General features: G+C 68.5%; 9 protein-coding genes. 3 read left to right on the forward strand and 6 right to left on the reverse strand.

Translation table 11 applies throughout. From position 1 onward, the window contains the following. Positions 1–144: 144 nt before the first annotated feature. The gene (locus N4G66_RS38125; RefSeq protein WP_261708885.1) at positions 145–1,533 is read left to right on the forward strand and encodes a YibE/F family protein; all 1,389 of its coding nucleotides are present in this window, start codon (positions 145–147) and stop codon (positions 1,531–1,533) included. A gap of 227 nt (positions 1,534–1,760) precedes the next feature. Further along, on the forward strand, positions 1,761–2,009 hold the full coding sequence (locus tag N4G66_RS38130) for a hypothetical protein (RefSeq protein ID WP_261708876.1): 249 nt from the start codon (positions 1,761–1,763) through the stop codon (positions 2,007–2,009). 45 nt (positions 2,010–2,054) lie between these two features. On the opposite strand, the gene N4G66_RS38135 is transcribed toward N4G66_RS38130, so the two are convergent. The 4 genes from N4G66_RS38135 to N4G66_RS38150 form a co-directional block, all read right to left on the reverse strand. Then, the gene (locus N4G66_RS38135) at positions 2,055–2,627 is read right to left on the reverse strand and encodes a hypothetical protein (RefSeq protein ID WP_261708877.1); all 573 of its coding nucleotides are present in this window, start codon (positions 2,625–2,627) and stop codon (positions 2,055–2,057) included. Next, positions 2,627–5,170: a type II toxin-antitoxin system prevent-host-death family antitoxin gene (locus N4G66_RS38140; RefSeq protein ID WP_261708878.1), complete on the reverse strand. Its 2,544-nt coding sequence runs from the start codon at positions 5,168–5,170 to the stop codon at positions 2,627–2,629. The genes N4G66_RS38135 and N4G66_RS38140 overlap by 1 nt, the downstream gene beginning before the upstream one ends. A gap of 235 nt (positions 5,171–5,405) precedes the next feature. After that, positions 5,406–6,833 carry a hypothetical protein gene (locus N4G66_RS38145; RefSeq protein WP_261708879.1) on the reverse strand — a complete coding sequence of 476 codons (1,428 nt, stop codon included), beginning with the start codon at positions 6,831–6,833 and terminating at the stop codon, positions 5,406–5,408. Between the two features lie 874 nt (positions 6,834–7,707). Beyond that, complete coding sequence (locus N4G66_RS38150) at positions 7,708–8,964, reverse strand: competence protein CoiA family protein (RefSeq protein WP_261708880.1); 1,257 nt, start codon at positions 8,962–8,964, stop codon at positions 7,708–7,710. A gap of 401 nt (positions 8,965–9,365) precedes the next feature. On the opposite strand from N4G66_RS38150, the gene N4G66_RS38155 reads away from it, so the two are divergent. Then, on the forward strand, positions 9,366–9,809 hold the full coding sequence (locus tag N4G66_RS38155; RefSeq protein WP_261708881.1) for a hypothetical protein: 444 nt from the start codon (positions 9,366–9,368) through the stop codon (positions 9,807–9,809). Between the two features lie 86 nt (positions 9,810–9,895). Here the strand turns inward: N4G66_RS38155 and N4G66_RS38160 are convergent, their stop codons facing one another. Further along, the gene (locus tag N4G66_RS38160) at positions 9,896–11,059 is read right to left on the reverse strand and encodes a transposase (RefSeq protein ID WP_261708882.1); all 1,164 of its coding nucleotides are present in this window, start codon (positions 11,057–11,059) and stop codon (positions 9,896–9,898) included. Between the two features lie 29 nt (positions 11,060–11,088). Beyond that, positions 11,089–11,544 carry a transposase gene (locus N4G66_RS38165; protein ID WP_261708883.1) on the reverse strand — a complete coding sequence of 152 codons (456 nt, stop codon included), beginning with the start codon at positions 11,542–11,544 and terminating at the stop codon, positions 11,089–11,091. Positions 11,545–11,874 lie beyond the last annotated feature (330 nt).

Below are 11,874 nucleotides of genomic sequence, written 5' to 3' on the forward strand. Positions count from 1 at the left end.
GCCAGGGGTGGTCGCGAAAGCGAGTACGGCCATGACTACGAGTACGGGGATCTGCCCGAGTCGGCGGCTTCCCCCGGCTACGGACCCCATCGCGGCGCGGGCCATATCCCCTCTCCGGCTGTCGGCCACGAGCACACCCCTGTGATGGGCAACGGGCGCGCCGCGGTGACTGGCACCGGGCATGGCTCCGACCACGGCCCCGAAGCTGGCGCCACCAGCCACGGACACGCGCACAGTCACAGTCACGGGCCTGCCGCCCCCGTCTCGCGGCACCTGCGCAAGGTCATCGCGGCGATCCTGATCCCCTTCACCGCCGCGGTCGTGGTGGGGCTCGTCGTGCTCTGGCCCGGCGGCGCCCCGTCCCACGCGCGCACGGGGGTCGGCTTCGACCGCCAGACGCAGCAGGCGACGGTCACCAAGGTCCTCGAGGTGAGCTGCGAGTCGGTGAACGCCTCCGGCGAGACCCCGACCGGCGACACCGCCACCGCCGAGGGCAACTCGGCGGTGGCGGAGGCGAACGGCACCTGCCACAAGGCCACGATCCAGGTCGACACGGGCAAGGACAAGGGCCGTACGTTCAACGAGATCGTGCAGCCCGACCAGTCGCGGCAGCTGCACCAGGGCGAGAAGGTCGTGGCCGCCTACGAGCCCTCCGCGCCCAAGGACCTGCAGTACTCGGTCGCCGACGTGAACCGCCGATTCCCGATGGGTCTGCTGGCCGGCATCTTCGCACTCGCCGTCGTGGTCGTCGGCCGGCTGCGCGGCGTGATGGCATTGGTCGCACTGGCCATCAGCTTCAGGGTGCTCAACTTCTTCATCCTGCCGGCGATCCTGCAGGGCGCGAATCCGCTGCTCGTGGCCGTGATCGGATCGAGCGCCATCATGCTGATCGCCCTCTACGTGTGCCACGGCCTGTCGGCCCGCACCTCGGTGGCGGTGCTCGGCACACTGGTCTCGCTGCTGCTGATCGGCATCCTCGGCTCACAGTTCATCGACTGGGCCGCCCTCACCGGCAACACGGACGACAGCACCGGCCTGATCCACGGCCTGTATCCATCGATCGACATGAGCGGACTGCTGCTCGCCGGCGTCATCATCGGCTCCCTCGGCGTGCTCGACGACGTCACAGTGACCCAGACATCGGCGGTCTGGGAGCTGCACGAGGCCAACCCGACAATGGGCTGGCGCGAGCTGTACCGGGCGGGCATCCGCATCGGCCGCGACCACATCGCCTCCGTCGTCAACACCCTCGTCCTCGCCTACGCCGGCGCCGCGCTGCCGCTGCTGCTGCTCTTCTCCATCGCCCAGAGCGGGGTCGGCACGGTGGCCAACAGCGAGCTGGTCGCCGAGGAGATCGTGCGCACGCTCGTCGGATCCATCGGCCTGGTCGCCTCGGTGCCGGTCACCACAGCCCTTGCGGCACTGGTGGTCTCGGCGGACCGGCCCGGGCCGCAGACGGAATCAGCGACTGCGGGCGCGGCGGCGGCCGACGGCGCGACTGCGGGCCGGGGCGGACGTCGACGGAAGCGTTGAGATCGATCTCTTCAAGGTGGGCCCGGGCCGCGTAGTCCATCGCCTGGTCCGCCGCGGCATGGAGAGGCGGCACTCGTCCTGGAGGCTGCCTCGAGTACCCGGTTCACCTGCTCCTCCCCCACAGCGTCGACCGCCGTGGACGTAAGGCGCCGAGTCGGGCTTGATACGGCCGGCTGCGGTTCCGCCGCGGCGGCCGCGCGGGCCTGATGCACGGTGCGGTCGGCGATATGGGTGAGTCTGCTCGCGACCGCATGCACGGCACCGAGCCAGCCCGCCCCGAACTCGTCGCTGCTGCCGACGGGCGACCGCGCGTCCAGCTCGGTGACTTCGCCATGGGCGCCTTCCACAGCGCCGGCCTCAATCACCGCCAGGAGGTGCTGCGCCTCTCCCGGAGTTGCGCCTGCGGTTTCAAGGAGAGCGGCCACACGCTGCCGGGCGCTCGCGGCCGCCACTGCGTGCACGACGATCGGTGGTGACACGGGACGTTCCGGGCCGGTGCTCGTACGCGCTCCTTTCTGGCGTTACCGGAGCTCGACGGAGTACGAGCTGCCGCTGAATTCCCAGCCGTCGGTGCCTTCGCCGATGTCGGCGACGATGACGTCGTCGATGAAGCGGTCCTCGAAGTCGTCATCACGCAGGTCGCCGGCCAGCCAGAGCGTCTCGATCTCGCTCCAGTCTCCGCGGCGTCCGTCGATGCGCAGGGGGGCGGCTCGGCGGGTGCCGCGGTCGCGTTCGTCGTTGCCGGTTTTGACCTTGCCGCTGATCTCGAACTGGCCGTCCTTGACGAGATCGGGGAGGGGTTCGGCGGGGACGATGGCGACGTTCTCGTAGGCGGTGTGGATGAGGTCCCGGTAGCTGCGGCGGACGTTGTACTCCGGATCCGACAGCCACTTGAAGAGGGTGTCGGGCTGGACGTCGAGGCCGGCGCTTTCGAGGGCCTGGTAGCCGCGGTGGGTTCCGGTGAGCTGGCTGAGCTGGGCGTGCCAGTGTTTGGCGTTGTAGGTGGACAGTCGGTGGCGTGGGGTGACCTGGGCGCGCAGGAGGTCGTTGAGTGCGGCGCCGAAGGAGTCTCCGCGGCCTGTGGGTCCGGCCATCAGTCGTCACCTTCGGGGATGAACGTGCCGGGCTGGATGAACTTGGCCTTGACTTCGCCGAAGCCGGTTCCGATCCGGTACGTGTCGGGCGGGGTCTGGTCCGGGGTCCAGAAGATCGCGGCGTCGACCTTGCGCAGGGCGATGAGGGTGTGGCCTTCCTGGACGGCCTTGAAGGCCACGGTCCAGTGGCGGACGGAGGCTTCGGCGACCATGCTCATGCGCCAGTCCGGCCGCCAGAACGGCGACCGCTGTTCCTCACTCTTCGGCCACAGCAGACGCAAGGCGATGGACACGCGCGTCTTGTAGTTCGCGTACGACTCGCCGCCGACCTGGACGAGTTCGGTGCGGGCCTCGCGGGCCGCAGTGTAGAAGGGCTTGAACAGGCTCTCGTTGGCCCGGCCGGTCCACGAGTCGTGGATTGTGACCCGCTTGGTGAGGTGGCCTTCGCGGTGCAGGCGTTCGAGCTGCTTGATGTGCGAGGTGGTCACCCACACCCGGCCCTTGTCGTCCGGCTGATCGATGAGCCGTCCGAGCGGGTGCGGCATGCCGGGGAAGTTCCAGTCCGGGATGTCGATGAGGTAGATGCCGGCCTGGCTCTTGTCGAAGGCGTCGAGGGGGCCGGTGTGCAGGAGCTTGTTCGGGGCGAGCGGAACGGCTGAGCAGGCGGAGGGGAAGGAGCCGTTGCGGTCGATCAGGCACATCAGCCCGTCCCCGAAGGAGGCGGGTACATCGAACTTGTCGCGGCGTACCCGCTTGCCGTTGTCCCGGATGTGCGCGACGCGGGTGCTGGTGACATCCGGGTGGACCCACTTCGGTTCGCCGGACATGTCCTCACTGATCAGCGGCCACGGCCCGCTGTCTCGGTCTTCGGCGCGGATGACCGGGATCGGGTGCATCTTCGAACGCTTCACCGCGTCCTTGAGGATCTTCAGACCGGGGAAGACGGCACCCTCGGGCTCGTCTTCCTCATCGCCCGGGGCCAGGCCGTCATCGTCGTCCGCGTCTTCGTCGTCGTCTTCGGCGTCGGTGTCGACCCCGGCCGACGGGGTGCCGTTGACCGTGGCTTCGGCCAGCGACTGTGTGAGTGCAGCGGCCGGGACGGGGGCGTTATAGGCGTGCAGTGCTGCGGTGAGACGACGGCCCTCAGTACTGTCGGGTGTCTGCACTCCGGCCGCGGCCATCGCCTTGAGCTGGGTGTGGAGTTCGTCCAGGTCCTTCACGTGGCCGCCTGCGAGCGCCGTGCGCAGGGCTGCGAGCAGGTGGGCGGCCTCTGCGGCCAGTCCCTTGACGGCCCCGGAGGTGAAGGGCAGAGCGGCGTCGGCCAGTTCACGGTCAGCCGCAGTGCCCACGCTGTCCGGCAGACCACTGCCGGCCTCAGGAGTGGTGGTCCCCGGGGGCGCGGGCGTGATGTCGAGGAAACGAGCGTGGGCGAGGTCGGGCCACAGCTGTGTGCTGGCGATGATGCCCAGGTCGCGTTCGGCGACGGTCACGGTCGTCACCTGCTGGCCGGGCGCGGTGGTGAGGGTGAGGATGACGTCGGCGTCCAGAAGGTTCACGATGGCCGGGTCGTCGGTGTCCAGGACCGCGATGACCGGTACCTGCTGGGTGCGGGCCAGTTCCCGCAGGATCTGGCTGGCCTCGGGAAGGTGTTCGCCGGACAGCGGCAGGCGCGGGTTGCGGGCCCGCTGCAGCCGGTCCACGACCACGAGCGCCAGGTTGTCGGCGAGGGGCGCGGTGTCGGCGATGGCTTCGGCGGTCAGGTCGCTGCCGTCGTCGATGAGCAGCGGTGCGTGGCGCAGCCGTTCGACGACGTCCTGCTCGTGCGGGGTCAGCATGCCGGTCTTGAGGCGGGCGTAGTCGCCGTCGGCCTCCGCGGCGATGATCCGGCGGGTGATGTCGGCGCTGCTGGGGCCCGATGCGGCGTACAGGACGCGGGCGTTGCGGGCGAGCGCGGTGCGGGCGGCGGCAAGACCGATCAGACTGCCGCCTACCTGCGGTTCGGCCGCGACCAGGACCAGACGGCCGGGGTGCAGGCCGCCGGTGGCTTCGTCCAGGCCCGCCAGGCCGAAGGAGAGGCCCGGGGCGGATCCGGAGGAGAGGACGTCGCCGATGGCGTCGCCCAGGGTGGCGAGGCGACGGCCGCGCTCACGGGTGGGAGTGGGCTGGCTGTTCACCGCACCTCCTGCGGGCGCCGCGCCGGGGTGCGCGGCCGTGTCGGATGAGAGGGCAATCGAGTTGGGGTCGGCGGGGAGCAGTACCGCGACGGGCGTGCTGTTCCGGCGGAGGACTTGAGGCTCGCCGCTGGCCGCCCGGCTGATGAGGGTGCCGAGGTCCTTCTGCGCCGCGCTCAGCGTCCAGGTGGGGAAGGTGCCGGCCTTCCGTGCGGCAGGGAACCGGTCCAGCGGGGCCAGAAGAACGCGTTCTTTGTGCTTGTGGATCAGCGTCGTGATCCCGTCGTCCTCGGCGCTCTTGACCAGGCCGTACAGATCGCTGCGGGCTTCACTGACGTTCATCATGTTCTCTGCCTGCGGTGGCTGGCTCACTCACCCTCCCGATACTCAACTCCCCTCCAGAATACCCGACTCCACTCATCCGTTAGGCCAAAGTCACACATTCTTCGAATCAGTCTCACTCACTAGTGTGACTTCTCGGAGTGGATTGACAGTCCGGACACTCTCGGGCCACCAGCCGTGAGACACAGCGGAGGCCGAAGCCACCTCCTGGCCCCGGCCTGCGATCACCGCGTCCGCAGACGAACGATCGCCACCCGTCGAACGGTCAGGCCAAGGCCTGTGGTGCCGGCTCTCGTTCGCTGGACGTCTCCTTGTACGCGAGGTGTCCGACGGCGGAGTAGGCCTTGCCCAGCACTCCCGCGAGCTGCACGGCCGTCAAGGACGACTCGGCATACCGCTGGACTTCGTCGTCGCTCTGAAGCACCTCCCCGGAGGCCTCGAGCAGTGCCAGAGCGGTCCGCATCTCCCCCGCGCAGCGGGTTAGGAAGCTGTAGATCCGATAGGCCTCCAGCGGATACTCGATCCCCCGGTGCTGGAGGTCGGCAGCGAGCACGGCCAAGAAGTGGTCCGCAGTCGTCGACCCGTTCCCGGCGGGCACCTCGCCGACGGAGCCGGCCTCGCCCAGCACTCCCGCGAGTTGCTCCGCCGCGGCGGAGGACTCGGCATAGCGCTGGAGCACATCGCCGAGCAGCTCACCCCGGTAGTCGGTCATCAGAAGACCCTGGTCCCGGAGTTCCTCCACGAAGGTTCTGAGCAGGATGAGAGTCGTCTTCATCTCTCCCGCGCAGCGGCCAAGGAGGCTGTAGAGGTGGTGGGCCTGCAGCGGGTGCGCGATCCCCTGGTGCTGGAGGTCGCAGACGAGCTCGGCGAGGGAGCGGGCCGCGTTCTCCGCGTTCTGGGCGATGTCCTCGGTGTTCTCGCTCATGTGGATCCGGATCTCCTTGCTGGGGTGGCGGCTCACGGACGGCCGGTGAACAGGCAGCTGGGCCGGACTGACAGGCGAAGTGGCGCAGGGCCCGGCGCTGTCCCGCTCGCGCCGAACGGCGGCCTGATCAGCAGGATCCGTCTCCGCCTTTGGGCGGTCTCCGCTCGCGTGGTGGACATCTGCTTCAGCGCCGGGTCGCGCCGTGGCCGGATCGCTGATGGCGGTGAGGTCCGACAAGCCCCCCGGCCCACGCATGAGGCCGAGGCCCTCGGGCCCGTAGTAGGTCCACCGCTCCAGCGCGGCCTCCAGAAGCACCCCGCGGTCCGCGCGGGGCATCCTCTCGACCGTCTCCGTCAACAGCCGGGCGTCGCCCGCGTGCAGGCGGGCATGTTGGACGAGGAGGTAGAAGATCCGGCGGGGCCTGGCGGCAGGATCCTCCGCGTCCGGCTCGTGGATCACCCGCAGGTTGTAGACGGCCCCGGCTGCCATCGCGAGCGCGACCGGGGCCTCGCCGTCGAGGAGCTTCGCCGTAAGGGATTCCCGGCACGGTGCGCACCGCTCGATGCACGCGCCGATCAGCGCGGCCGCGGTCCGCATGTCCGGCGTGCTCGCCACTCCCCACCGGGTGGGGTCGGCCGGCTGGAGGTCCTTGCCGGACGGGCCGCTGTCGTGCCGGTGGAGGGTGCCGGCGTTGGCGGCGGCGTACGCGGCGCTCCGGCTCCGGCTCTTGTTTCTCGCCCGGCTCTTTCGGCCGTGGCTGCTGGTCATACGGCTCTCGCATTTCCCGCGCCCGGCCCCATGACCCGATGCGCGACAAAGAGCAGCATGCGGAAGGCTTCAACAGCGTTACGGCTGTCCGGAGTTGGTGTACGCCCCGCACTGATGCTCACAGTCCGAACCCCGTCTTCGGGAGCCCGCGGGCACCTCTGCCGTGATGCGCCCCGGTCATGGGCCAAGGCACTGGCTTGGGCCGATACGTCGGCCTCTGCACCGCAGCCTACCGGCCCGCCACCACCTCCGAAGCCGAGGACTGAAACTGCCCGCGTTGGGCTGACACCCGCCTGTCCCGTCCCTCAAATCCGGTCACCTTCGACGGTTCGAGCGGCAGTGGGACGATGACGCCAGAGCACTTGGCGAGTTGCTCACGGTGGGCGGCGTTCTCAGCGAGAAGGGTCGCGATGACGCTCGCTGCGGCGTCAACCTGCTGCTGGAGTCGTTGGCTTGCCGGTTGCCACTCGGGCTCGGCTGACGCTGACCTCTCGCCAAAGGGTGTTATTGGTCAACTTGCCGTCGGTGCCGCGAAAGCCCGGCGGTTCGCTCGCGAACTCGTCAGCGGCCCGCCGCGACACTCCTCGTTGTCGCGGCCGCCCCCGGCGAGTACGTGTAGCCCGAGACCGTCGCGGTCCTTTGCACCCACGACCAGGAACTGCTGCACGCGGGCCCGGCCACGACGTACGGCACCCCGGAGCGAGGGGCGGTGCTCGACCGGATCGACCAGCTGCTGGAAGGCCGCCGCGTCGTCCATGAGACCGACCGCGGCCCGGTCAGCCGCTACCAGCGAACGGGCTGGCAAGGAGCCCGCCCCGAGCCTCGGGAAGCGTGAAGACCCGCTGTAACCGCGGACCGGCTGGTACGGGGGTGGTCACTCTGTCGGCAGCACGCGCTCCTGGTCCATCTCGCCGGTGTCCGGGTCGAAGACATAGACCTGAAAAGGCGCCCACGCCCGGCCAGCAAGGGTGTCCAGTTCCCTGTAGGAGGCGACTAGCAGGGGCAGTTCTTCCGCCCAGGCCCTCAGCCGACGTGGATCAGGGCAGGCGACTCCCACCAGCGTCCACTGCTTGCCGTCGGGTCCGCCGCGTTCGTAGACCGGCCTGCCGTCGCCGTACCGGGAATCCGGAGCGCCGAAGACCAGGTTCCGGTCCAAGAACAACTCGGCCAGAGCCCAGAAGTACTTCCACTGCCGCTGGTCCAGACCCGTGCGGCCCCAGAACGTGGCATACGCCTGGTCCTTGACCGCCTTCTTCCTGGCCTTTTCCTCTTCCTCGACTGCCCACCGCCGCGCCGCGTCCTCCTCTTCCGCCTGCTGCCGACGCCTGGCCTCCGCCTCTTCCCGGGCGCACTCGGCGTCCAAGGCCGCGTAGGTGGAGGCCGTCCACCACAGACGCCATACGTCGTTCCAGGACCTGGTCCAGCCCTGTGCCCACTCGTACCCGTTGTCTTCGGCGGTGACCTGCCGGGCGCTGGAGAGGGGCTTGTGCGGCACGATCTGGCCCGTCAGCATCCAGGACACCGCGTCGCTCAGTGCCGTACTGACTGGCGACCAGCTCATCGGCCGCGTTGATAAGCGAGCCAGGCCGGCGGTCACCGTCCACACCTGGCCCCGGTCCTCGGGGGCTTGGACCAGGAGCGTGGGCACGGTGCCCACCCACGGGCGCGGCCTGAAGCCGAACCAGCACACCCGCACCCCGTCCCGCTCGTACAGACCGGTGCGTGCTGCGATGTCCTCCACGGTGATGGGCGACAGCTGCGCCTCCAACGCCATCAGCCGGGTGCCGTCGGAGCCAAAGACCATCACATCCGCACGCCATTCCCCGGTGGGTGCGGCGACCTCCAGTTCGGCCTGGAAGCCCGCAGCGCGCGCACAGGTCACCAGCTCCAACTTGAGCAAGTGATGCTCCAGCGACTCGTTCGCCAGTGAACACGAGGGCGGCTTGGTCCGGTGGTAGAAGTGCCGGGTGTCCAACTTGGAGAGACGGGCGTGTACCTGACCGCCGCACTCCGGGCACGTCAGCTCCACACCACGCACCCGGTGGATCTCCTCCCACGACCTGTCGCAGCCCAGATCGTCCAAGGTGACGTCCAGCCGCCCCCACTCGGCGTGCTCGGCAGTCAACTGCACTGGCCCCTCCCCCACCGCCTCCGGTTCCGCGGTCATGATGCGCCCGGGCACTGACATCGCACGCCGCGGAACTCGGACGTGTGAGCACTTGCCGCACGCGCGTGCGTGCGAAGGACGGTCCAGAAAGTCTAGAAACCTCGCGCGCCAGGCACTCCAGTCCGCCGGAGAGAGGGCGCTGCAGACAAGTAGTCGGCGCGCGACGTCGCTGGGAGGCGGCACAATGGCGCAGGTCGCAGGGCCGCGCGGCCGTTTGGTGGCGGAGCTCCGCTGCGACCAGAACGGGGACCAGGAGCGGTACCCAGAGGCGCGACCTGTGGTTTTGACGTCGATGTTCCTCCCCCGAAACCGGTTCGGGGTGAACGAGCCCACGGGCGAACAGCCGGTCAGTACCGTATCCAGCCATGACGCCCAAGAGCAGCAGGGAACTCATGGCGTGGCAGCCGCCCGACGGCTGGCGCGAGATGAGCAGCGCACGCCGTAGGGCGTACCTGGAAGAGCACGGCTTCCAGGTACCACTGCGCCCGGCGGACTGGGACGACATGGAGCGCGAACAGCGCATGGTCTATCTCGACTGGAACGCCCGCATCTGGTCCGACACCCCAGAGAGGCGGGCCGCCGAGGGGCGGGAGCACCGGAAGAAGTTGCAGGCCTGGTGGAGGCTGATGTGGTGGTGGATTGGCTGCCTGGCGGCTGCGCTGGGCCTCGTGTGGTGGCCTGCGGGTCCCTTCAACGGGAGCGGTGTAGCGATGCAGGTGGGATTCACCGTGTTCGTGCTCGTCGGGTACTACATGGCTTTGTTCGTACCAATGCGGATCACGAAACCCGTCCCGTCGATCCACGACTGACTGGGGGGCGGGGCTGCGTGCCCCACCGCGAGGCTTTTAGTGCCGGTTTTGGCTCTAAGTAGGTGACGCTGTCGGTGATTTTGGGGTCAGGGTTTCCCTGCGGTGCGCCATGCGGTCGGCCGTGGGATGCGTTGCCAGTCCAGGAAGTTCTGGAGGGCGGTGGGTGTTCGAGGTCGCCGTTCAGCCGCTGGTGTAGTGAGTTCCGCGTTGACGCGCTCGATGTTGACGGCGATGGCAGTGAGGATGTGCTGGACGTGGGTTTTGGTCTGACTGCGGTAGCGGGCTTGTCGCATGCCGTGGCCGTTGACGAACTCGTTGACGGTGCTCTCGATGCCGGCGCGCATCGCGTAGTTCGCCTTCCAGGGAGTCGTCTGCTGTGCGGCTCGCGCGGCAGCCTGCCGTTCGTAGAGCTGCAGGGGCAGGAAGTTCAGTTGCCGTCGGTCGCCGCGGGTGCAGCTGGACTTGACAGGGCACTGGCCGCAGTCCTCCTTGGCGAACCTGACCCGGGTATAGGGGGCGATCGACAGCGGCGTCGACCATTCCCGGCTTTGCTTGCCCTGCGGGCAGACGACCTGCTGTCGGTCCCAGTCGATGGTGAAGGCGTCGCGGTCGAACACGTTGCCCTGGCGTGACTGGCGGGTGCGCTTCTTCCGGACTGGTCCCATCAGCGTGATCCCGTGCTCGCGGGCGGATTGGTCCTGTTGGACGATCGAGGTGTAGCCGCCGTCGACCAGGTGCTCGTCGGGCAGCAGGTCTCGCTGGGCCAGCCGGTCATGGATGGTGGGCAGGGCCCTGATGTCGTAGAGCGTGGCCGGGGTGGTGGTCACGTTCGTGATGATGTTCACCGCGTCGTCGTCGCAGGTCTCCGTGACATGGGCCAGGAACCCCTTCCAGCGTGTGTCGTTCCGGCGGGAGTACCGGGCGGTCAGGTCGTAGGGCGCCTCGTCGGGTTCACGCCACTGGACTCGTGCTCGCTCGTCGACGCAGTAGTTCTGGAGAAAGACCTGCCGCAGTGCCTGGACCTGCGGCCCCTGCCACAGAACGCGTAGGTAGGTGCGGACGTAGCGCAGCAGGAGGTAGACGTCGTCCCCGGTGTTCTTGATGCGGGTCTTCGGCCTGGTCGGGGTTTTGCCGAGCCGGGCTGCTCGTCCGTAGCCTTCGCCCCATTCGTCCGTGACCAGCCCGACCAGCTCCTGTGGTGCCTGACGTGCGATTTCCTCCAGGGCGGCCCGCATGGCCTCGGTGACCATCTCAAGGCGTGTCAGGTCCCGGACGGCACTCAGGATGTGGGTGGAGTCGGTCCGTTGTCTTCCTCGTTCCCTGACCAGTTCGGCGGCTTTGATCCGTTCAAGGAGACGAGGTCGAGCAGCTTGTCCGCCCTGCCGTCTTCGGCCAGGCGCTCACGGAAGTCCGTCAGGACGCTGTGGTGGAAGCCGGGGTCGTCCAGTTCCATGCCCATCGCGTACTTGAAGTCGATCCGGCAGCGGACGGTCTCGGCCGCCTGGCGGTCGGAGAGTTTCAGGAGGAACTGGAGGACCGACACGGTCGCCAGCTGGGCCGGTGAGAGCCCCGGCTTGCCGTCCCGCGGGTACCACTCGACGAAGTCCTCGTCCCGCCAAAGACCGTCGAGATGGTCGCGGATGGCCATGGCGGTGGTGCCGTGGGGGTTGCTGGCGCGGGCGACCTTCACGGTCAGCTCCGGGACCTCTGAGCCGGAACGGGGCTGAATGCACAACTCGGTCTCCTCCGGTGGGACGGAGACTCACCGTCGCAGCCGCACCCACAACGCAGAGCACAGTTCGCTCGAACTGACACCGCAAGGGCTACGCCCTGGTGCGGGTTGACGTAAGCACCACCCGCCACTGCAACATCGCAGGGCACAGTTCTGGCGTTCGCGAAACCGTTACAGGGGGCGTGATCACGGGTTCACGGAAACCACGAACACCGCGTTGAGCTGCAGAAAAGGCTCTGTGAGGGAAGACGGGATCCGACGGCCACCCATGCACCCGACCTGCCAATCTCCAAGATCCCCGACAGCGTCAACTACTCAGGTTCAGAAACAACT

It is taken from the genome of Streptomyces rhizosphaerihabitans (assembly GCF_025399795.1).
Lineage (GTDB): Bacteria > Actinomycetota > Actinomycetes > Streptomycetales > Streptomycetaceae > Streptomyces > Streptomyces rhizosphaerihabitans.

Coding starts and splice junctions, on each gene's coding strand:
- N4G66_RS38125 (WP_261708885.1), top strand. CDS start 145: ATGGGCAACGGGCGCGCCGCGGTGACTGGCACCGGGCATGGCTCCGAC.
- N4G66_RS38130 (WP_261708876.1), top strand. CDS start 1,761: ATGGGTGAGTCTGCTCGCGACCGCATGCACGGCACCGAGCCAGCCCGC.
- N4G66_RS38135 (WP_261708877.1), bottom strand. CDS start 2,627: ATGGCCGGACCCACAGGCCGCGGAGACTCCTTCGGCGCCGCACTCAAC.
- N4G66_RS38145 (WP_261708879.1), bottom strand. CDS start 6,833: ATGACCAGCAGCCACGGCCGAAAGAGCCGGGCGAGAAACAAGAGCCGG.
- N4G66_RS38155 (WP_261708881.1), top strand. CDS start 9,366: ATGACGCCCAAGAGCAGCAGGGAACTCATGGCGTGGCAGCCGCCCGAC.
- N4G66_RS38160 (WP_261708882.1), bottom strand. CDS start 11,059: ATGGTCACCGAGGCCATGCGGGCCGCCCTGGAGGAAATCGCACGTCAG.